Source organism: Undibacterium umbellatum (genome assembly GCF_014284125.1).
In the GTDB taxonomy this organism is placed as follows: Bacteria; Pseudomonadota; Gammaproteobacteria; order Burkholderiales; family Burkholderiaceae_D; genus Undibacterium; species Undibacterium umbellatum.
In genome coordinates this window covers 64,461-85,070 of sequence record NZ_JACOFX010000008.1, presented here as the reverse complement: position 1 = coordinate 85,070, position 20,610 = coordinate 64,461, and the positions used below count along the sequence as shown (strand labels likewise).

Here is a 20,610-nt window from a genome sequence, read left to right as displayed (position 1 = left end):
ATGACCATGACTGAAATCAAGCAATTATTAAACATCATCAAACAACAACTGAAGCTACAAGGAAAAACCTACCGAGATGTGGCTACTGCCCTGAATTTGTCCGAGGCCAGTATCAAACGCCTGATGAGTGCCGAGAATGGTGCCAATATGAGTATAGAAAGGCTGGCGCAAATCAGCCACTTCCTAGGTTACAGCCTGCTGGAACTCACTCAGGAAGCAAGTGCCAGTAACACCCGCATACATAGTTTGAGCACTGCGCAGGAAAAGGAACTGGTGTCAGATACAAAATTGCTGCTGGTGGCAGTCTGCGCCCTGAATCACTGGAAACTTGAAGAAATTCTGCAAATTTATCAACTCAGTGAGACAGAATGCCTGAGCAAACTTTTGCACCTGGATAAATTATGCCTGATCAGCCTGATGCCAAATAACCGCATACGGCTGAATATCGCCAGGGATTTTGACTGGTTGCCGCATGGGCCAATACGCCAGTATTTCCATGATACTGGCATGATCGATTTTCTGGACGCGCCATTCAGCCATGAATATGAATCACAGCACTTCATCCACGGTATGCTGACGGAAGCAGCCGCAGAAAAATTTCAGGCTGAGATACGTCAACTCAGGCACAAACTGGCAGAACTGCACACAGAGAGCCTTAGCAGTCCGCTCAAGAAAAGACGTGGCACAGCAGTATTATTGGCCATGCGCGAATGGGAGCCAGCCAGTTTTACTGCGCTACGCAAACCCTAGTATCACTTCCCCGGCCTTGGCAGGCTGACCGCACCAGGGATGACGATATCATCACGCAAGCGCAAAAATTTAAAGCCCAGCAAGCGACGTGGCTTGGCTTGCTTGCTGGTACGGGTTCTCTCATTGGTACGGGCGATAAAAGTATCGAAGCTCTCTTCCCTTACCTGAGGTTCGGCAGAATTCAAAAAATTGCGTTTGCCATTCGCATCAATCACCACCAGGCCGACATGGGTAATCGACTGGAAACCATCCTTGTCTGACACCACGTTCACGAAATCACCTTCGCGTAACTGATCCAGCATGGCATTAACCTTGTCAGCCCTGACATAGGCTTCACGGCTGGTTTGCACAGGGAGACTGGTTTCCTTGCGATGTTGCTCACGCAGGAATTTTGCCCTGTCGACAACGATGTCATAACTCGCTACCTTGTCGGCACCGAACCCGGCGCTGACATCCTTGAGCAACCAGGCATTATTGATATTCCAGTCCACTTCGGTGTAGTGATTGCGCGTCGCCACCCCGATCAAACCATCCTTGTAACGTATGCGCTGCAAGGCCCAGAAAAATTCTTCCCATGAGCTGCTTAAGGCCATGGCATAGGTATGCTCGGCAAACACCAGGCAGTCACTATGAGTGAGGCTATACATGGGCAGGTTGTCATGCAACTCAAAGGGGAATTCCCCCAGCAGGTTCAGCTTGTAGGGCTGGCCTATATTTTTCCTTGCGACAAGGGCGATACGCTGGCGCAAATCGGGTACATTGGCGTATAGATATGCAAGATACTGATCCACCTCTTGTGGCGTCATCTGGAAGATTTTTTTACCTTGGAAGGGTTCAGCAGCCAGCTTGGCCGATGTCGTCACCTGCTTATCCTGGACTTGAGCAGGTGCATTCATCGATAAGGTTGAAGCAAGGACAAAGGCCAACAAACGAAGAATCATAAGCAGACAAAATGAATGATAAGGTCAGGCTTTATACCACAGCCTGGAATTCTCACCACTGAAAAACAAAACGCATACAGCTTAATCGACTGTATGCGTCTATTTTATGCCTGTCCCATCCTGCTTAAACCAGTGCCTGTCTGGCTACCAGTACACCGTCTGCATCGGCATAAATCCAGTCGCCAGGTTTGATGGCGACACCCGCCACATTGATACGGGCATCTCGCATGCCACCGCCATGCTTGGCTGCACGCAAAGGCATGGGTGCCATGGCGCGTACGCCAATATTGCAGGCATTGATTTCATCCACATCACGGATACAACCATGAACAATAATACCTACCCAGCCATTTTTTTCTGCCAGTGCAGCCAGGTTGCCACCCACCAGCGCGCAACGGAAGCTGCCGCCACCATCAATCACCAGGACATGACCATTGCCTGGCTTTTCCAGCGTCTCCCTCACCAGCACATTGTCTTCAAATACTTTCAGCGTGACGGCCTGACCGCTGAATTTGATAACCGTACCATAGCGCATGAAGATGGGCGGGATGACGGCCAGTTCATGCGTGGCGATCTTGTCTTCGTTGGCATCACAAATATCACAGGTAGCAAAGCTCATGATTTGTCCTCGTTCGTATGAACCCTCATTCTAACCAGCTAATCAACAATATTCAAACCGCCAATGCCCTGGTTTTGCTACCAACATTGATGGCCGTCAATATTGCCAACACCTGGAAGAAACCAACACAGATAAATACCCACGAAGGATGATGCGCATCCATGATGGCACCAAAAATAAGCGGCGCCACTGCCAGGCCGGAATCCAGCCCTGAATAAACGATACCATACACGCGACCCGTGGCATTTTTGGGTGCAGCAGCACGTATCATCAAATCACGCGAAGGCCCGGCAATCCCAGAACCAAAACCGATTACCCCCATCAACAGAACAGCAACGCCTGCATTGACTGCGCCGCTCGCCAGAATTAGTGAAAAAATTCCGGCAAAGCTGAATGCAAACGTAATCGTCCTGTCATGATGAGTAGTTTTCGCTGCCAGAAAACCGCCCAACAACATGCCAGCAGCCGAAGCCAGCATGTACAAAGTATAGGCAGTGGTGGCCGAACCCAGTGACATGTCATACATCTGACGCAAGCTGACGGATGAAAAGCTTTGTATGCCGCCCAAAGCCATGGCGGTCATGAAGAAAAAGCCAAAGCACATCCACACCGCAGGAATACGCATGAAATCCATCGCACCCTCGGCGGCTTTGGCAGCATGCGCTGCACTTTTATGCTGGACTATCTCGCTATACAACAGGTCGCGGTAAAAAAACAGTATGGCCAACACGGTAAAGGGCAAGAAGGCTGCACAAAACAAAGCGGTGCGCCAAGTTGTCAGACCGGCGATAGTCACCAGAAAAACAGGTGCCGCCGCCCATCCAAGATTGCCGGTTATGCCATGCACAGAAAAGGCGTAACCCAAACGTTGGCTGGATACTTTCTTATTGAGCAAGGTGTAATCAGAAGGATGGAATACACTATTCCCCACGCCAGCCAGCATGGAACCCATCAACAGCATGCTGTAATTTTGCGACATCGACAACACCAATGCGGCAAACACCAGGCTAGATATGCCAAAAAACAAAACTGCCCTGGCACCGACCTTATCGACGATAAAGCCGGATAAAGCCTGGCCTATGCCAGAGATCACAAAAAATACCGTCATCAGCAAACCCAGTTCGGCAAATGACAAGCTAAAGGCATCCTTAATCCATGGGAATAAAGGAGCCAGTATCATATGGAAAAAGTGGGAAATGCCGTGCGCCAGGCCCACCAGGCTGATCACCATCACATCCTTTTTCATATTCTCCGGCGTTGTCTGGGTTGTCGCTGCTGTCGTCATTAAAATCATCTCCTGTTTCCAAACGCACTTGCAAGTCAAAGCAAGCTTTCAAGCAAGCAGTGTATGCAAAATCCTCTAGTCTGATTTAAGATAGATAGACAAAATTTATCGCATTTCCGCCAACCAGGAAAATAAGTCTTACAGATTAGGAATGACCATGGCAATTGAAATCCTGACCGATACCCGCCCTCAGGCACCAGACAAGCGCCCCACACCTGAGCGCCCTGTACGGCTGGCAGCTAGAAACCTGCCGACGGAAGAAGTCATCAGCATGCATAGCCACACCTGGGGGCAGTTGACTTATACGCCGCAGGGCATGATGCAGATACTGGCGAATAACAACACCTGGTTCGTGCCGCCTTTACGGGCAATCTGGATACCGCCCAATGTGGCGCATGAGGTACGTATCATTGAGCCTTCACAACTGCGGCTGCTGAACATACACGCTGACTTTGCCCCCTTTCGCGGCACAGAATGCCTGGTACTGGAAGTTTCGCCACTGCTCAGGGAATTGATCGCCAGCATGGAAGTAATAGAAGTAGCCAGTACGCGCGAGTTTCATATCGCGGCTGTCATCATGGATGAACTGCAAGCTGCAAAAACGTTACCCATACGCTTGCCTATGCCCAGAGATAAACGACTCAAAAACCTGTGTGAAATTTTGCTGGCCGACCCGGCATCCGGCATGACCATGGAAGATTATGCGATACAGGTTGGGGCATCTTCACGCACCCTGTCACGCCTGTTTGAGCAAGAGCTGGATATGTCATTCACTGCCTGGCGTCAGCAAATGCGTTTATCCAAGGCATCACCATTGATCACCAGTGGCATGCCATTATCACAAGTAGCGTCTGAGTTGGGCTATGCCAGCCAGTCGGCATTTTCTGCCATGTTCAAGAAAACTTTTGGTGAATCACCATCGAGTTTTTTCAAACAAAAATGAGTAATGATAAAAAAAGGGCAGCATTTGCACGCTGCCCCAACTTGCTTTCCTACGAAGGTCTAGACCGGTAATCTATCCCCAGGTTCCAACTAATTTCACGCCAGCTCTCCCGCTTTGCTAAACACCAGTTCGTGGTCTTTGGCATCGATCGCAATAATATCCTTGGGCCCAAATTTACCTTGCAATATCAGTTTGGACAAGACATTTTCTATTTCTTGCTGGATAGCTCGTTTCAAAGGTCTTGCGCCATACACTGGGTCGAAACCAGCCTCGGCAATTTTTTGCAGCGCATCTTCGCTGACCTGCAAACCCATATCCATCTGGCGCAAACGCTGCTCGAGAGTCTTAAGCTGTATCTTGGCAATCGCCCCTATGTTTTTCGCATCCAGTGCATGGAAGACCACGATTTCATCAATACGGTTGATAAATTCAGGGCGGAAATGGGTTTTGACTTCACCCATGACGGCCATCTTGATGACTTCAGGATCGCTACCTTCCATGGCCTGTATCTGATGCGAACCCAGATTCGATGTCATGACGATCACGGTATTTTTGAAATCCACCGTTCTGCCTTGTCCATCCGTCATGCGTCCATCATCCAACACCTGCAACAGCACATTGAAGACATCATGATGGGCTTTTTCGACTTCGTCCAGCAAAATCACGCTATACGGTTTACGCCGAACCGCCTCGGTCAGATAGCCACCCTCTTCATAGCCTACATAGCCCGGTGGTGCACCTATCAGACGTGCCACCGAATGTTTCTCCATGAACTCACTCATGTCGATACGGATCAATGACTCTTCTGTATCAAACATGAAATTCGCCAGTGCCTTGCACAACTCGGTTTTACCAACACCGGTAGGCCCAAGGAACAGGAAGGAACCATACGGACGACCAGGATCACCAAGGCCAGAACGTGAACGGCGGATTGCATCCGACACTGCAGTAATTGCTTCATGCTGGCCAACGACGCGTTGATGCAATGCATCTTCCATATGCAATAATTTCTCGCGCTCACCCTGCATCATGCGCGACACTGGGATGCCAGTTGCACGAGACACAATCTCCGCAATTTCTTCTGCACCTACCTGGGTACGCAAGAGCTTCATTTTGCTGCCGTCTTGCTGGTTTTTATCCGCCTGAGTATCTGCCTGCTTGAGTTGTGCTTCCAGCTCAGGCAATTGACCGTACTGCAATTCAGACATGGTTTGCCAGTCGCCACGGCGCTTGGCTTCATCCATTTGCAGACGGATTTTTTCTATTTCTTCCTTGATATGGGTACTTCCCTGCACCAAGGCTTTTTCTGCTTTCCAGACTTCTTCGAGATCAGCATATTCGAGAGAGAGTTTGCCAATCTCTTCTTCTATCAAGATCAGGCGCTTTTTGGAGCCCTCATCTTTCTCACGTTTGACGGCTTCTTTTTCTATCTTCAGCTGTATCAGGCGACGATCCAGCTTATCCATGACTTCTGGCTTGGAGTCTATCTCTATCTTGATTTTGGCCGCAGCCTCATCAATCAGGTCGATTGCCTTGTCAGGCAAGAAACGGTCAGTGATGTAGCGGTGTGACAATTCTGCCGCTGCAACAATCGCCGGATCGGTAATATCAACGCCATGATGGACTTCGTATTTCTCTTGCAAACCACGCAGGATCGCTATGGTTGCCTCGACACTAGGCTCATCAACAATAATTTTCTGGAAACGGCGCTCCAGCGCTGCATCTTTTTCTATGTATTTGCGATATTCATCAAGCGTGGTTGCGCCTACACAGTGCAATTCACCGCGTGCCAATGCGGGCTTGAGCATATTGCCAGCATCCATAGCACCCTCAGCCTTGCCTGCGCCTACCATGGTGTGCAATTCATCGATAAAGACGATGGTTTGACCTTCGTCCATGGCGATTTCCTTGAGCACGGCTTTCAGGCGCTCTTCAAATTCACCACGGTATTTGGCACCGGCCAATAAGGCAGCCATGTCCAGCGACAGGACGCGCTTGGATTTCAGGCTGTCTGGAACTTCGCCATTGACGATGCGTTGAGCCAGTCCTTCGACGATGGCAGTTTTACCGACACCTGGTTCACCGATGAGTACAGGATTATTCTTGCTGCGGCGCTGCAAGACCTGGATAGCGCGACGAATTTCATCATCGCGGCCTATGACAGGGTCAAGCTTACCCAGACGGGCACGCTCAGTCAGATCCATTGTGTACTTCTTTAAAGCCTCGCGTTGCCCTTCGGCATCCTGGCTATCAACATTGCCACCACCTCGCACTGCAGCGATGGCTGCTTCCAGTGACTTGCGTGTCAGACCATTTTCGCGCGCCAGCTTGCCAGCCTCGGATTTGTCGTCTGTCAGTGCCAACAAGATCATTTCGCTGGCAAGGAACTGATCACCGCGCTTTTGTGATTCTTTGTCGGCTAGGTTCAGAAGGCCGACCAGCTCGCGACCGGCCTGTACTTGTCCATCCGTACCGCTGACCTTGGGCAAACGTTCGAGAGCCGCTTTCAAGGCATTGCTCAGGGCGGCAACGTTCACCCCTGCCCTTTGCAATAATGAACGGCTGCTGCCATCATCCTGGTTGATTAATGCCAACAAGACGTGCACAGGCTCTATGTATTGGTTATCATTGCCGACTGCCTGACTTTGCGCGTCTGCGAGCGCTTCTTGTAGCTTGGTAGTTAATTTGTCGTGCCGCATGACTCTCTCCTGAATAATTAGTTAGCATACAATTTGGGGCAGCCAGTCCAATTTCAAGAATAGGCAAAGCTAAACTCGCAGTGCATTTCACGATGTTTGTTTTATATCAAAGACCACATGGATTTACATCAGATACAAATTACTTACCTTCCTGATCAGGATAGACTATTGCTCAAATTGTCGTTTGCAGAAAATGATAAAGCTGCAAGACAAGAAATAGATCTATTGTTTACCCGCAGGACAACCATGAAATTCTGGCCAGGTTTGCTGGAAGCCATGGGCAAACAAGTTAAGATGAGCAAACCCAGTGCTGCGCACGCAAGTTCAGAACTGGTGCAAATGGAACATGAAGCCTCGGTGGCTGAAATGAAGGACAGTGGCCACTTCAATGCACCGCTGGAAGACGATGTTGAAAGCTGGCCGCTCGGCAAAGAGGCAATGCTACCAGAGAACATACAATTTCACGTCCACGCAAAGCTGCCATTCAGGATGGAATTTACAGTTGCCGGCGGCAAAAATTTTGAAATTGCCATGGGCAAGCGTTTGCTGCACGGCTTTTGCAAATTGTTCCAGGATGCTGTGGAAAAAGCAGATTGGGGTTTCACCCTGGAAATGATGGGAAGTGCTCCTGAAGCACCTCCGGCGGGAATGCTGAATTAGGCCAAATCAAAATAAATATGAAGACGGCAAAGTCTTAATCGAATTTGCCAGACTTTTTAAATTGATTGGTTGCTTCTACCAGTGCTGCAGCAATACCAGGCTCACCGCCTGCATGCCCTGCGTCAGCAATCATCTGTAAACGCGCTTCTGGCCAGGCGTGGTGCAATCTTTGCGCCGTCACTGGCGGGCAAACCACATCATAACGACCTTGCACGATGACAGCAGGCAAATGGCGGATACGGCCTATATCCTCTATCAACTGGTCTTCACGCATGAAAGCACCATTGATCATGTAATGCGCTTCCAGCCTGCCCAGACCTATGGCTACGGCATCTGACTCAAAATCGGCAATGGTATCTGGCTGGGGCAGCAAGAAGATGCAAGAACCTTCATAGCGACTCCAGTTACGCGCCGCCTCGGTGTAAATCGCAGGGTCTTCACTGAACAGGCGTTTGGCATAGGCTTGCAGCAAGTCGTGGCGCTCTTCTGCTGGCACGCCTTCTGCAAATCGTTGATGCACCTCTGGGAAGAACCATTTCATGCCATTCACAAACCATTCCACCTCAGCCTTGGTACATAGAAAAATACCCCTGAGGACAAACCCCAGGCAACGCTCAGGATACGCCTCGCCATAGGCCAGCGCCAGTGTAGACCCCCAGGAACCACCAAAGACCAGCCATTGCTCTATGCCCAGCATGACGCGGATTTTTTCTATATCGTCCACCAACAAGGCTGTGGTGTTATTGCGGTATTCTCCTAGAGGCAGAGACTTACCCGCACCACGCTGATCAAACAGCACGATACGATAATGCGCAGGATCAAAGAATCGGCGATGATTTGGCGCAGTGCCCCCGCCAGGCCCGCCATGCAGGAAAATCACAGGCTGGCCATTGGGATTACCACTTTCCTCCCAATACAAGGTATGCATATCATCGACTGGCAGCATGCCAGTACGGTAAGGTTCTATGACAGGGAACAAAGAAGTAGTATCTGCGCTCATATGAATAAGAAATAGATGAAATAGTGTAGGTAGCTAACAGGGATTATACTCATGTACATAGAGAAGCAATAGGCAATATTGCAACATCTGATTGTGTATTGCGGAATAGACTTTTATTTTTTATGATGCTGTTTTCACATTCATCGTTCAATCATGCCCTTATCAGATCCCCGCACTAATTCGAATGAACCTGAACAATTGGGTGCTCCGGGACTGTACAGTTATTGGTCACGCACGATGGCTGCCTTGAACGGCAAAGGTACAGGAAATAATCCGGAATTTCACAGGGATCGTCTGCTCCTGCATGTCTTGGGCTTGGGTTTGGAACAAACCTCGCAGTATCTGTCGCAAAACCGACCAGGTTTTCAGGAGTTCGAGGCCTGGATTATCCACACGGCAGGCAGGCCATCCAGTAGCACCATCGCCCGTTTGCAAAATTTGTATTTCGGCAGCCCACTCCCTGCCAATGTCTCAAGCTTATTTGAGCACGTCACTCACATGCCCGACGTGCTCAGCATGGAGGATTTACAGCACTGGACAGAGCATGGCTACGTCATACTGCATGAAGCAGTGCCCGCTGCGGATTGTGCGATGGCAGCCCGGACTATCTGGGATGCACTGGGTGCAAGCGAAGAGAATGAAGCATCTTGGTACCACAAGGGGCACGCCAACATCATGGTGCAATTGTTCCAGTCACCCGTTTTTAAAAAAAACCGTCGTTCGCTGCGCATTCACAAGGCTTTTGCACAATTGTGGGGGACTGCAGATTTATGGGCCACCACAGACCGCTGCAGCTTCAACGTTCCTGAGAAACCAGGTCACGTCTTTCAAGGCCCGGACCTGCATTGGGATGTGAGTTTGCAGCAACCTGTGCCACTTGCTACGCAGGGCGTACTTTACCTGACCGACACACCACCAGAGCAAGGCGCACTCACGCTGGTTCCCGGTTTTCATCAAAGGCTGGGTAAATGGATGGATGAATTGCCAGAGAGTGCTTACCCCAGAGAGCAAGACTTGCATGCACTGGGTTCAATACCTGTAGGTGGCAAGGCTGGCGACCTGGTCATCTGGCATCAGGCCCTGCCCCATGGCAGCCGCCCCAATCGTGGCAAGAAACCACGCATCGTGCAATACATCAATATGCTGCCCAGTCAACTACAAATACATGAAACCTGGCGCTGAGCACACCGCGCCATTTAATGAAGAAGCGCTTTATAGGTGGAAAAACCCGCAAAGCAACAGAGAATGGAGCCCAGCAAATGCGCGCCGCTATGCAGCATGGCCCAGCCATAATCACCGCGATGTAAAAGGCCCATGGCTTCTGCAGAAAAAGTAGAAAAGGTCGTCAGGCCACCAAGGAAACCTGTAATCAAAAACAGCCGCCATTCAGGTGAAAGGTGTGGATTGGCAGAAAAAAAAGCAACCGCAAAACCAATGACGTAACCACCACCCAGATTGGCTACCAGAGTCCCGATCGGGAACAAGGGCAAAACACCGTTCAGCCACAATCCCAAAGCCCAGCGCAGCCAGGCACCAAATGCTGCGCCTATACCAACGGCCAGCGCACCAAGCCAGCTCATGCAGGATCCCCTCCTTGGGCCGGCATATTCCACTTTTGCAGTGCCAGGTCATCGGTTTCACGCGCATCTACCCAACGAGAACCCTCAGGCGTTTGTTCTTTCTTCCAGAAAGGTGCCTGGGTCTTTAAATAATCCATGATGAATTCGCAGGCAGCAAAGGCATCACCTCGATGACGTGTCGCCACAGCCACCAGTACAATCTGGTCCAGCGGCTGCAAAGGCCCTACCCTGTGTATGACTAGGGTATTGATGAGATCCCAGCGCGCCTGCGCCTGCACAACTATCTGTTCCAGCGCTTTTTCTGTCATGCCAGGATAGTGTTCCAGCTCCATGGCACTGATATTCTGCCCATCATTGATATCGCGCACCAGGCCAACAAAGCTGACCACGGCACCTATACCAGGATTGCCCTGGCGCAGTTGCGCCAATTCTGCATTCAGATCAAAGTCAACAGTCTGCACGCGAATAGTAATACCAGTCATGCATCACCCCCCGGTAACCGGAGGGAAGAAAGCAACTTCTGCACCTTCACTGATCTTCGTATCAGGTTCACACATTTGCTGGTTATATGCCATGCGCAAAGCGCGCCCCGGTGCCAGCACGTCTGCCCAGACATCACCACGTGCAACCAGCCAGGATCTGACTTCGCCTACGGTGTTGATATCTGCGGGCAAGGCTACCTTTTGCTCAGACATGCCCAGTTTTTCACGGACACTGGCAAAAAAACGTAATTGTATATTCATCATCTGAAACACTAGAAATATGGGAAGGCAGAACCTGACAGATTACATCAGGCTGCTAAATGGGATATATCGTACCAGCTCACCCTTGCGTATGCTCTGACCTGGCGCAAGATCGATCAGGCCATCACCCCAGACTGTGGAGGTCAATACACCCGAACTTTGATTAGCGAACAAATCCAGTCCACCATCGACATTCAGGCGGCCCCGCAAAAATTCATTGCGTCGATCTGGTTTCAGCCAGTCAAAATCAGCACGCACATGGTAAGCAGCAGGTTCAACTTTTTCCACGCCCTGCATGCGCAGAATGAATGGGCGGACAAACAGCAAGAAAGTCACGAAGCTGGACACCGGATTACCCGGCAGCCCCATGAAAAACGCCTTGCCTACTTCCCCAAAAGCCAAGGGCTTGCCTGGCTTCATGGCTATCTGCCACATATTCAGGCTACCCTCAGCCTCAACGGCTGGTCGTATATGGTCTTCTTCACCAACAGAAACACCGCCCGAGGTAATAATGAGATCATGATCATGGCTGGCACGGCGCAAAGTGTCACGCGTGGCGTCCAGCTTGTCTGGCACGATGCCATAATCTGTGACCAGGCAACCCAGGTCTTGCAATAAACCAGTCAGCGTAAATCGGTTGGAGTTATAAATTGCACCCGGTTTCAAAGGCTCCCCCGGCATGGTCAATTCGTCGCCAGTAAAAAACACCGCGACCCTGGGCAAGCGCAATACCGGTAATTGCGCTAAACCTACCGAGGCAGCCAAACCCAGTTCTTGCGCTCTCAAACGCGTTCCCGCTTTCAGGATAGTGGCACCTGTCTGGATATCTTCTCCCTGCCTGCGCACCCATTCACCAGCCCTTGGCTGATGCTTGATAAGCACAAAATCACCGTCAGCCTGACATTGCTCTTGCATGACAACGGCATCTGCCCCCTGGGGTATCATGGCGCCAGTGAAGATGCGTGCCGCCGTACCTGGCTCTAAGGCCTGGGCGACATGGCCAGCAGGTATTCTTTGTGAAATACGCAGGCGGCTCTCACCACTGTTGCAATCGCTGGCGCGCACGGCATAGCCATCCATCTGAGTATTGTCCACAGGCGGCACGTTCAATAAGGATGACTGGTCCGCAGCGAGGATGCGGCGATTGGAGGCGATTGTCGCCAGCGTTTCCACACCTTCAATGGGGCGCACTGCTGACAACAAAAAGTCTAGCGCTTCTTTGGCGCTTAACATTGGTTTGGACATAGTTCAGATTTCCACTTCAGCTTATGTAGTATTAAGCTGCATTGTAGCCTGAGTCCCGGCGGTTGACTTATGAGAGCGCCACTAAGCCTTATAGTAAATCTAAAGAAATCTGAAAAAAAATCCACACGTAATGAATTATGTGGATTTTTATCTTAAAGCCCAGATGCAGATCAAGACCACATCGCAAAAATCAGCAAGTCATCAAGGCACAATGGCAAGCTGACCATTCTGGACCGTGACCCTGACCCTGTCACCGACACGGTAATAATTATTCGGTTCGACCAGCACAGCACGCTGATCACCGTTATGCAGGCGTATAGTCAATTCCAGTTTATTCCTTGGAGAGGAACCACGCTCCATTTCATTGCCAATCACGCCGCCAGCAATCGCACCACCTATGGTAGCCAGATCACGCCCTGTGCCTTTGCCAACCTGATGTCCAAGCACGCCACCAAGCAAAGCACCAACCACTGCACCACCACCAGAAGAACCGCCGCTACCAACATTCACTTCACGCATACCAACAATAGTTGCAGTATCAACATAACTATTTTGATACTGGTTAGCATAAGGTTGTGACTGAGGATACTGTGGCTGGTACTGCGACGGATATTGTGCAGGATATTGATTTTGCGTATGCGCTGGATAACGCTGAGTCGCACATCCTGCCAACACGCCAACAAGAGCAAATGTGGTCAGGATAGTAAGCTTGCGCATGATGAACTCCGAAAAAAGTAAGATAAGCAATCAACGCGGCAGCACAATTATTGTTGACTGCCAGGATAAAAAAAAGATCAAGCAATAGGAACTTGCTTTTACCGCCACAAACAAAGACAAGTAAAAACTTTAACTCCTGAACCCAAATATTGGTCGAACTTTGAAAACGTACGTAAGCAAAGACTACCAAGTGTTTGTTTCAGGATAACAAATTTGAAGTCAAATCACCAATGAAATTGCAACATGGATACTAATAGGAACGATTATCATTTACTTTTCTATTCCATTTAGTTACAATTGCACACTGATTTTTTTACATTCCCACCTCAGCCATTCTTCAAGAAAAGCCAGCGGTATTTATTTTTAATCTTATTTTCCCCCCAGGAAATATCATGGCCCACATCAAGAGTCGCAAGCACAAGCACGCCCTGTTCACTTCGCTCAGCAATTCACGTTTCAACCATACAATGACTGTCGCAGCGGCCGCGTTTTTGCTGCCAATCGCTGCCCACGCTGCCGACCCGGCCTTGCCAGAAGTCAAAGTAACAGCAAAAACAGAGAATGACTTCAAAGCTGACAAAGCGTCGTCTGCAAAGTACACCCAGCCTCTGGTTGACACAACTCAAACTATCACCGTCATCAAGCGCGAGCTGATAGACCAACAAGGTGCACTGACGTTGACTGAAGCCTTGCGTAATACGCCTGGCGTAGGCGCGTTCTTCCTGGGTGAAAATGGTAATACCAACACTGGTGACACTATCTATATGCGCGGTTTCGATGCTTCCAGCAGCATTTATGTTGATGGCGTCCGCGATCTGGGTTCGATTTCACGTGATTTGTTCAATATTGAACAAATCGATGTTCTCAAAGGCCCGGCCGGTACTGATGGTGGTCGTGGTTCCCCTACTGGCTCGGTCAACCTGGTCAGCAAACAAGCGAATCTTGATGATGCAACATTCGGCAACATCACAGTCGGTAGCGGCAGCCAGAAACGCGTAGCACTTGACTGGAACAAAGTCATCAGTGCTGAACAAGGTTCTGCCTTCCGTTTGAATGTGTTTGACCAGGATAGTGGCGTTGTTGGCCGCAATGAAGTCAAAAACAAGCGCTGGGGTGTCGCTCCTGCGATTGCATTTGGCTTGAAATCCCCTACCCGTTTCTATCTGAATTACCTGCATGTACAGCAAGACAATGTGCCTGATGGCGGTGTACCAACAATAGGTTTGCCAGGCTTTAGCAGCCCGGATCCGAAACGCCCATTCCTGGCCACGGCACCAAAAGTCAATCCAGAGAACTTCTATGGTTCCCGTAGCGACTTTGACAAAGTTACTGCTGACATGCTGACTGCTCGTGTAGAACATGATTTCAACAACAAAGTCAAGCTGATCAATACTGCCCGCTATGGCAAGACCAGCCAGAATTACCTGTTGACAGCTTTCATGGGCTCCACCGCCAATTTGCTGACACCGTCAGCCACCGATATCTCGACATGGACACTGGCTCGTAGCATCCGTACCCTGAAAGATCAGGAAAATGAAATCCTGACCAACCAGACCAATCTGGTTGCAGACCTGGATTTAGGCGGCTTAAAGCATAGCCTGGTAGGCGGTATAGAAGTCACGAACGAAAAACAAAATACCTGGGGCAACAATGGCTTGGGTACTTTGCCAGCAGCCAATTTTTACAACCCAAATCCAAACGACGCTATCACTGGCCTGGCACCTGTACGCAATGCGGTGTTCACCCGTGGCAGTACCAATACTGTCAGTGCCTATGTGTTTGACACAATCAAGTTCAGCCCTGAATGGCAAGCGAACGCGGGTGTCCGTATTGATCACTACACAACTGACTATTCTGCGGCCAGCCTGTCAACAGCAAGCGCCAATCCAACCTTGCCGGTGGGCACGCCTATCCCAACCAATCTGAACATGGCTGGCAACCTGGTTAATTTCAAACTGGGTGCATTGTATAAACCAACTAAAGACAGCAGTGTCTATGCATCGTACTCCACTTCCAAGCAACCTCCGGGCGGCTCCAACTTTGCTTTGAGCTCAGCTGCCAGCAGCGCTGCCAATCCAAAGTTTGACCCGCAAGAAACCAAGAATATGGAAATTGGTACCAAATGGGATTTGCTGGATCAAAAACTGTCCTTCACTGCAGCGATTTATCGCACAGAAGTATCCAATGAAGTGGTGCAAAACCTGGCTGACTTGATGTACTACCAAACTGGTAAAAAGCGCGTACAAGGTCTGGAACTGGGTGTGACAGGCGCGATCAACCGTAACTGGCTGGTCAGTGCAGGCTATACCCGCATGGACACCAGCGTTGAAAGTGGCCCTCTGGTCACTGCCAGCGGTATCAACAACCTGAGCTACACGCCAAAACAAAGCTTGACGGCATGGACTTCCTACCAGTTGCCTATGGGTATCAAACTCGGCGGTGGAGCACGCTTCGTTGATGCACTGTTGCGCGGCACGGATGGCGCAGTTGGTACACCAGCAAAGACAGAAGCCTATTGGGTAGTTGATGCGATGGCCAGCTATGCTGTAACCAAGAACGTAGACCTGCAATTGAACGTCAACAACCTGACCGACAAAGTCTACGTTGCGGCCATCAATAAGAGCGGTTATCGTTATACCCCTGGTACACCAAGAGCGGTGAGCCTGACAGCAAATGTAAAATTCTAAAGTAATATCGGCCCCTCACTCTCTTGAGGGGCTTTTTTTCTGGAGCAATAGCAATGATGCTACATATACCTGGCGTGCTCAGCCGTGAGCAAGTCAGCGCAATTCGCCAACGGCTGGACGCAGCAAACTGGGTGGATGGCAAACAAACAGTGGGTGCGCAAGGTGCCCAGGTTAAACGCAACCGTCAACTGCCTGAACATTCTGCACTAGCACAAGAACTGGGTCACATCGTTCTGGCTGCATTGAAAAACAACCCCATTTTTTTTGCTGCCGCCCTGCCGTTGCGCATAGTCCCACCGCTGTTCAATTCCTATGCTGGCGGCGAACACTATGGCCTGCATGTTGATGGTGCGGTACGCAATGTCGCCAACGCCAACTACAGTCTGCGCACCGATGTATCATCCACTTTGTTCCTGTGTGACCCGGAAGACTATGACGGTGGCGAACTGGAAGTAGTCGACACCTACGGCACGCATGAAGTCAAATTACCAGCCGGCGACCTGATACTTTACCCATCCACCAGCCTGCACCAGGTCTTGCCAGTCACACGTGGTGAGCGTGTATGTTCTTTCTTGTGGACACAAAGCATGATACGCGATGATGCACGCCGTACCATGCTCTTTGAAATGGACCAAAACATTACCCGCCTGCGCAGCCAGCTTGGCGATAGCCATGAAGTGCTAAGTCTCACTGGCCAGTACCACAACCTCTTGCGTATGTGGTCCGAAACCTGAGCCTCTTCCTGATTTACACCAGCTTCACCCATTCCATCCCCGGCACACGCCGGGGAAGTTATTTTAGCGGTTCAAACAGTCTTCGCAAAAAACACGTGGCTCGTTCACACCAGAAAAACGGGTCTGCAACTCATGCCACGCACAAAGGCATACTTTGTCAGGTCATCCGCCTGATGGCTACAAGCCATTTTTTGTGCAATCGGCCGTTTAACCATTGAAGATGATCAATGTAAAAACTGTGCAATTCATGAAACATCAAATCCTGGGCAATCGCCATACCAAAAATGGTAAAGAGAACCATTCTTATTTATGCCAAATTGAGCGAACTTTGCAAACCTTTCAATCAATTCCCGGCTAGTCCCAGACTGATCTGGCAGGCTTGAGACGTGCATTTCCCCTATAATGGGTGTGTACCTCTGCCTTGCCTGTCTGCAGGTAGCGGAGTATCGGAGTATCGGAAATTTTTTAGGCAGATTCAAGAAAACAGCAAATCCCATTAATCAGCATATGCGACTCAATAATTCTATCCGCCAGAAAACCCGGAGCATGGATGCTTAAGCCGTTTTCCGACTATGTCGCCAACAAGAGATTTGAATCCCTCGATGGTCTGCGTGCCATCAGCATCATTGCTGTCATCTGGCATCACACTGCCCCGGCTGGCGTCCATGCAATCCTGGCGGGTATCGGTGCGCAAGGAGTGCAATTATTCTTCGCCATCAGCGGTTTTTTGATCACCAGCTTATTGCTCAGAGAACGTGAACGCAATGGCAAGCTAGACCTCAAGGCATTTTACCTGCGCCGTTCCTTGCGCATCTTCCCACTGTATTACGGCACGTTGTTGCTATACATAGGCCTGGTTTTTTTACTTGAACGTCATACCGCTGTGGGCCAGGCTTTTTTCCAGAACCTGATTTACTTTGCCACCTACACGTCAAATTTATTTGTAGCCCTGGATGGGCGGGTGATCTTTTATTTCGCCTGGTCGCTGGCTGCAGAAGAGCAATTTTACCTGGTGTGGCCACCCTTGCTTTTGGTAGCTGGATCAGCCAGGCGAGCCAGCGTCATTCTCGCTATCGTCATTATTGCCTGCATCGCTAGTCAATTGCTGGGGCAACACAGCCTTGATGTGATTCAACTGCCTATTGTACTTGGCGCCTTGCTGGCGATAGGTTTGAATAACGAAACCGTATTTACTTCGCTTTACCGCATACTTGGCCAGACATGGTCTGCTCCATTGATATTTATTGCGCTTTTACTTTCTTTAATCAGCAATGCATTACCAGGCTTTGTTTCATCCATACTGTTTGCTGCCGTGGTTGGCGCTTGTGTCATACAGACGCAGCATCCTTTGGCACCCATACTCAGCTTCAAACCACTTGCCTACCTGGGAGCTATCAGTTATGGCATGTACATGTTGCACATGCTGTGCAAAAATTTTGTCAGCAAGCTTTTCAAGTCATTCCAGATTGGTGACCCTGGCATCGCAGTTTTCCTGCTCACCATGCTCATCACCATCATCCTGGCCAGCATCAGTTACCGCTATTATGAATCGTGGTTCCTGCGCTTGAAAACACGCTTTGAGCGCTAGACTATAGAGCACTGCCAGATTCAAGCACCCTGCCAGGAAAAATGCTCAAGCTTGGCAGTTGATCTTCTCCGCCCTCTTTGATCAATACCGGCATCAAACAGGGGGATTAAACCAGCAAACCGGGCTTGCCAAGAGTTATTGACCCTGAACTGCGCCAAACTCTCAGCGCTGCTGCGATGTAGCAAGCAAGTTTTTAGCAAGCTGGAAAAATCCCTGCACTCATCATACAAAAACACACCCTCTTCTTCTGCCCGCAAGGACATTTCCCCAAAGTTGGAAGACAAAACCGGTATCCCCAAAGAACGGTATTCATAGTATTTAATAGGGTCCACCGATGCCGTCAGCAGTTTGCGTTTGAACGGAATCAATCCTACAGAAAACTTTTGCATGGCGCGCATTGCCTCGGCATGGCTGCATGCTGGCAGGATTTGCACATTACCTGGCAACACGCATGGTGGTGGCGTGAACACAGGACCGATCAAACGGACACGGGCCTGCGGATCGCTGATGATCAATGAAGACGCCAGTTTCACCACTGCTTCCCAGTCAAACCAATGGCCTATGGTGCCAACATAGCCATACACAGGGGCCTGTATGGATCTTGGCAATGCAGGCGGCAAATTATCACTGTCACAGGCATTCAAAATCAAACTAAGTTTGTCCTCATGTGCAGAAAAACGCGATACGGCACTGGAGGAAACGACAATTTTATTCACCCTGCCAGCCAGATGCCGTTCAGTAAATTCCATGGCCTTGCTGGAAATCCCCTCATAGAATGCAGGAAAATCATCCATGGCATCGTAAAGGGAAGGCAATTCAGGATGTCGTGCCATGGCTTGCAAGGCCAGCTTGGAAGGCTTGCCTACCACAATCTGCGCCCTGCCACCAGCGACGAAACTGTCTATCTCTGCCATGGTTTTGCGCCACATCCATTGATGCAAATAACCTGATGCGGGCAATGGCTCTATGGGCAGCGCTGCCACTTCTACCAGACTCAACCAGTCTGCCTTGAGCGGGTTTTCCTGTGTTTTCACAGTTGAGCAAGAGCGCGGCTTTTGTGCCATTTTTGCTGCAAGTACCCGCTTTACATCAACTACACCCGGCAAGCGTGTGGGGTAAGGATCTACCCACAACACCCTGGCTTTAAATTGCTGATGAAACCACTGTACAAACTGGTGCGGTCTTTGTGCAAAGCTATGCCAGGGTACAGGCGAGAAATAGACGAGGCGCATCATGCAGGCTCAGCTTCAAACCCAACTTCAAGCCCGGCATCAACCGGCTGAAGCGCAGGCGCCAGTTCACCAGAGAAATGCTGTTGCAGCACTTGCACAATACGCCCTGCCGCCAGGCCATCCCCATAAGGAGATACGCCCCTGGCCATGGCACGATAAGCTGCTTCATCATCCAGCAGGATTTGGGCTTCGGCGACGATATTTTCAAAATTGGCACCGACCAGTTTCACTACCCCCTGCTCTACCGCCTCTGGTCGCTCAGTTTCTTCACGCAAGACCAGTACAGGTTTTGCCAGAGCGGGTGCTTCTTCCTGTACTCCACCAGAATCACTGATGATCAGGTAAGCGCGTTTCATGGCAGCGACAAATGGCGCATAGTCCAGTGGTTCACACAAATGTATATTGGCGCACTTGCCCAGCGTAGCATGGGCAACTTCCTTGACATTTGGATTTGGATGCACGGGATAAAGGAATTGCACATCCGGATTATCTGTCGCCAGTTTCAGAATAGCGCGGCAGATATGCGCAAAAGGCTCACCAAAATTTTCACGTCTGTGAGAAGTCACCAATACCAGGCGCTTGCTGGCATCCAGGTCTATGCCCAGGTCCAGTTCGCGTTCAGCCGTCATCAAGAGTGCATCGATGACGGTATTGCCGGTGACGATAATGTCTGCATCCGACACGCCTTCTTTCAAGAGATTTTGACGTGAACTTTCGGTAGGTGCGAAATGCCAATGAGCGAGGCGGCCTGTCAGTACGCGATTGATTTCTTCAGGAAATGGATTATCCCTGTCCCAGGTACGCAAACCAGCTTCCACATGGCCTATGGCTATTCTGTGATAGAAGCAAGCCAGCGATACTGTCATCACTGTCGTTGTATCACCCTGCACCAGGACTACATCCGGTTTTTCTGCCAGCAAGACTTCATCCAGGTCGAGCAACATGCGGCCAGTCAGCGTGGTCAGCGATTGATTCGGACGCATCATGTTCAAATCGATGTCGGCTTCGATATCAAAGAAAGCCAGTACCTGATCCAGCATCTGCCGATGCTGGGCAGTGGCCAATACCCGCACTTGTGCCCACGACTGCTGTTGCAAGGCCAATATTACCGGAGCCATTTTGATGGCTTCAGGACGTGTACCGACGACACACAGTATTTTTTTCATGATGATGTTTTCTTTCTGATT

19 protein-coding genes are annotated in these 20,610 nt (G+C 50.1%); 7 read left to right on the top strand and 12 right to left on the bottom strand.

Annotation, left to right across the window (positions count from 1 at the left end):
* The first annotated feature begins 6 nt into the window (after positions 1–6).
* On the top strand, positions 7–750 hold the full coding sequence (locus H8L47_RS15975; protein ID WP_186954588.1) for a helix-turn-helix domain-containing protein: 744 nt from the start codon (positions 7–9) through the stop codon (positions 748–750).
* Between the two features lie 2 nt (positions 751–752).
* On the opposite strand, the gene H8L47_RS15970 is transcribed toward H8L47_RS15975, so the two are convergent.
* The 3 genes from H8L47_RS15970 to H8L47_RS15960 form a co-directional block, all read right to left on the bottom strand.
* A complete protein-coding gene (locus tag H8L47_RS15970) occupies positions 753–1,691 on the bottom strand; it encodes an N-acetylmuramoyl-L-alanine amidase-like domain-containing protein (RefSeq protein ID WP_230413774.1) in 939 nt (312 codons plus the stop codon).
* A 124-nt stretch (positions 1,692–1,815) separates the two neighbouring features.
* Positions 1,816–2,310 carry a ribonuclease E activity regulator RraA gene (gene rraA / locus H8L47_RS15965; RefSeq protein WP_186954587.1) on the bottom strand — a complete coding sequence of 165 codons (495 nt, stop codon included), beginning with the start codon at positions 2,308–2,310 and terminating at the stop codon, positions 1,816–1,818.
* Positions 2,311–2,362: 52 nt separating this feature from the next.
* Positions 2,363–3,595: an MFS transporter gene (locus tag H8L47_RS15960; RefSeq protein WP_230413773.1), complete on the bottom strand. Its 1,233-nt coding sequence runs from the start codon at positions 3,593–3,595 to the stop codon at positions 2,363–2,365.
* 157 nt (positions 3,596–3,752) lie between these two features.
* Between H8L47_RS15960 and H8L47_RS15955 the strand changes: the two genes are divergently transcribed.
* Complete coding sequence (locus tag H8L47_RS15955; RefSeq protein ID WP_186954586.1) at positions 3,753–4,538, top strand: AraC family transcriptional regulator; 786 nt, start codon at positions 3,753–3,755, stop codon at positions 4,536–4,538.
* A gap of 95 nt (positions 4,539–4,633) precedes the next feature.
* Here H8L47_RS15955 and clpB read toward each other — a convergent pair whose 3' ends face one another.
* Entirely contained in the window at positions 4,634–7,237 is a 2,604-nt protein-coding gene (gene clpB, locus H8L47_RS15950; protein WP_186954585.1) for an ATP-dependent chaperone ClpB, read from the bottom strand.
* Between the two features lie 246 nt (positions 7,238–7,483).
* On the opposite strand from clpB, the gene H8L47_RS15945 reads away from it, so the two are divergent.
* Positions 7,484–7,897 carry a hypothetical protein gene (locus tag H8L47_RS15945; RefSeq protein ID WP_186954584.1) on the top strand — a complete coding sequence of 138 codons (414 nt, stop codon included), beginning with the start codon at positions 7,484–7,486 and terminating at the stop codon, positions 7,895–7,897.
* A 34-nt stretch (positions 7,898–7,931) separates the two neighbouring features.
* On the opposite strand, the gene pip is transcribed toward H8L47_RS15945, so the two are convergent.
* A complete protein-coding gene (gene pip / locus H8L47_RS15940; RefSeq protein WP_186954583.1) occupies positions 7,932–8,897 on the bottom strand; it encodes a prolyl aminopeptidase in 966 nt (321 codons plus the stop codon).
* A gap of 153 nt (positions 8,898–9,050) precedes the next feature.
* Here pip and H8L47_RS15935 point away from each other — a divergent pair, with 153 nt between their 5' ends.
* Positions 9,051–10,079 carry a phytanoyl-CoA dioxygenase family protein gene (locus tag H8L47_RS15935; RefSeq protein WP_230413772.1) on the top strand — a complete coding sequence of 343 codons (1,029 nt, stop codon included), beginning with the start codon at positions 9,051–9,053 and terminating at the stop codon, positions 10,077–10,079.
* Positions 10,080–10,093: 14 nt separating this feature from the next.
* Here H8L47_RS15935 and crcB read toward each other — a convergent pair whose 3' ends face one another.
* The 5 genes from crcB to H8L47_RS15910 form a co-directional block, all read right to left on the bottom strand.
* Positions 10,094–10,477 (bottom strand): fluoride efflux transporter CrcB, encoded by a 384-nt coding sequence (crcB, locus tag H8L47_RS15930; RefSeq protein WP_186954582.1) that lies wholly within the window; start codon positions 10,475–10,477, stop codon positions 10,094–10,096.
* Positions 10,474–10,950, bottom strand: a complete 477-nt coding sequence (gene moaE, locus H8L47_RS15925) for a molybdopterin synthase catalytic subunit MoaE (protein ID WP_186954711.1) — start codon at positions 10,948–10,950, stop codon at positions 10,474–10,476. The genes crcB and moaE overlap by 4 nt, the downstream gene beginning before the upstream one ends.
* Before the next feature lie 12 nt (positions 10,951–10,962).
* Complete coding sequence (gene moaD, locus H8L47_RS15920; RefSeq protein ID WP_186954581.1) at positions 10,963–11,220, bottom strand: molybdopterin converting factor subunit 1; 258 nt, start codon at positions 11,218–11,220, stop codon at positions 10,963–10,965.
* Positions 11,221–11,262: 42 nt separating this feature from the next.
* Positions 11,263–12,465, bottom strand: coding sequence for a molybdopterin molybdotransferase MoeA (locus H8L47_RS15915; RefSeq protein ID WP_230413771.1), 1,203 nt, complete (start codon positions 12,463–12,465; stop codon positions 11,263–11,265).
* A gap of 201 nt (positions 12,466–12,666) precedes the next feature.
* Positions 12,667–13,182, bottom strand: coding sequence for an outer membrane lipoprotein (locus tag H8L47_RS15910; RefSeq protein ID WP_186954580.1), 516 nt, complete (start codon positions 13,180–13,182; stop codon positions 12,667–12,669).
* A gap of 392 nt (positions 13,183–13,574) precedes the next feature.
* Between H8L47_RS15910 and H8L47_RS15905 the strand changes: the two genes are divergently transcribed.
* From H8L47_RS15905 to H8L47_RS15895, 3 genes are all read left to right on the top strand, one after another.
* Positions 13,575–15,869 carry a catecholate siderophore receptor Fiu gene (locus H8L47_RS15905; RefSeq protein WP_186954579.1) on the top strand — a complete coding sequence of 765 codons (2,295 nt, stop codon included), beginning with the start codon at positions 13,575–13,577 and terminating at the stop codon, positions 15,867–15,869.
* A 53-nt stretch (positions 15,870–15,922) separates the two neighbouring features.
* The gene (locus H8L47_RS15900) at positions 15,923–16,603 is read left to right on the top strand and encodes a Fe2+-dependent dioxygenase (protein WP_186954578.1); all 681 of its coding nucleotides are present in this window, start codon (positions 15,923–15,925) and stop codon (positions 16,601–16,603) included.
* A gap of 550 nt (positions 16,604–17,153) precedes the next feature.
* Positions 17,154–18,191: an acyltransferase family protein gene (locus H8L47_RS15895; protein WP_186954577.1), complete on the top strand. Its 1,038-nt coding sequence runs from the start codon at positions 17,154–17,156 to the stop codon at positions 18,189–18,191.
* A gap of 20 nt (positions 18,192–18,211) precedes the next feature.
* Here the strand turns inward: H8L47_RS15895 and H8L47_RS15890 are convergent, their stop codons facing one another.
* Both H8L47_RS15890 and wecB read right to left on the bottom strand, forming a co-directional pair.
* A complete protein-coding gene (locus tag H8L47_RS15890) occupies positions 18,212–19,426 on the bottom strand; it encodes a glycosyltransferase family protein (protein WP_186954576.1) in 1,215 nt (404 codons plus the stop codon).
* Positions 19,423–20,589 (bottom strand): non-hydrolyzing UDP-N-acetylglucosamine 2-epimerase, encoded by a 1,167-nt coding sequence (gene wecB / locus H8L47_RS15885; protein ID WP_186954575.1) that lies wholly within the window; start codon positions 20,587–20,589, stop codon positions 19,423–19,425. Before wecB ends, H8L47_RS15890 begins: the two co-directional genes overlap by 4 nt.
* Positions 20,590–20,610 lie beyond the last annotated feature (21 nt).

Bases quoted from the DNA above. Each gene is read 5' to 3' on its own strand.
- wecB (WP_186954575.1), bottom strand. From the start codon at position 20,589: ATGAAAAAAATACTGTGTGTCGTCGGTACACGTCCTGAAGCCATCAAA.
- rraA (WP_186954587.1), bottom strand. From the start codon at position 2,310: ATGAGCTTTGCTACCTGTGATATTTGTGATGCCAACGAAGACAAGATC.
- H8L47_RS15935 (WP_230413772.1), top strand. From the start codon at position 9,051: ATGCCCTTATCAGATCCCCGCACTAATTCGAATGAACCTGAACAATTG.
- H8L47_RS15905 (WP_186954579.1), top strand. From the start codon at position 13,575: ATGGCCCACATCAAGAGTCGCAAGCACAAGCACGCCCTGTTCACTTCG.
- moaD (WP_186954581.1), bottom strand. From the start codon at position 11,220: ATGAATATACAATTACGTTTTTTTGCCAGTGTCCGTGAAAAACTGGGC.
- H8L47_RS15955 (WP_186954586.1), top strand. From the start codon at position 3,753: ATGGCAATTGAAATCCTGACCGATACCCGCCCTCAGGCACCAGACAAG.
- H8L47_RS15915 (WP_230413771.1), bottom strand. From the start codon at position 12,465: ATGTCCAAACCAATGTTAAGCGCCAAAGAAGCGCTAGACTTTTTGTTG.
- crcB (WP_186954582.1), bottom strand. From the start codon at position 10,477: ATGAGCTGGCTTGGTGCGCTGGCCGTTGGTATAGGCGCAGCATTTGGT.
- H8L47_RS15890 (WP_186954576.1), bottom strand. From the start codon at position 19,426: ATGATGCGCCTCGTCTATTTCTCGCCTGTACCCTGGCATAGCTTTGCA.
- H8L47_RS15945 (WP_186954584.1), top strand. From the start codon at position 7,484: ATGAAATTCTGGCCAGGTTTGCTGGAAGCCATGGGCAAACAAGTTAAG.
- H8L47_RS15910 (WP_186954580.1), bottom strand. From the start codon at position 13,182: ATGCGCAAGCTTACTATCCTGACCACATTTGCTCTTGTTGGCGTGTTG.
- H8L47_RS15900 (WP_186954578.1), top strand. From the start codon at position 15,923: ATGATGCTACATATACCTGGCGTGCTCAGCCGTGAGCAAGTCAGCGCA.
- H8L47_RS15895 (WP_186954577.1), top strand. From the start codon at position 17,154: ATGCTTAAGCCGTTTTCCGACTATGTCGCCAACAAGAGATTTGAATCC.
- H8L47_RS15970 (WP_230413774.1), bottom strand. From the start codon at position 1,691: ATGATTCTTCGTTTGTTGGCCTTTGTCCTTGCTTCAACCTTATCGATG.
- H8L47_RS15960 (WP_230413773.1), bottom strand. From the start codon at position 3,595: ATGACGACAGCAGCGACAACCCAGACAACGCCGGAGAATATGAAAAAG.
- clpB (WP_186954585.1), bottom strand. From the start codon at position 7,237: ATGCGGCACGACAAATTAACTACCAAGCTACAAGAAGCGCTCGCAGAC.
- pip (WP_186954583.1), bottom strand. From the start codon at position 8,897: ATGAGCGCAGATACTACTTCTTTGTTCCCTGTCATAGAACCTTACCGT.
- H8L47_RS15975 (WP_186954588.1), top strand. From the start codon at position 7: ATGACTGAAATCAAGCAATTATTAAACATCATCAAACAACAACTGAAG.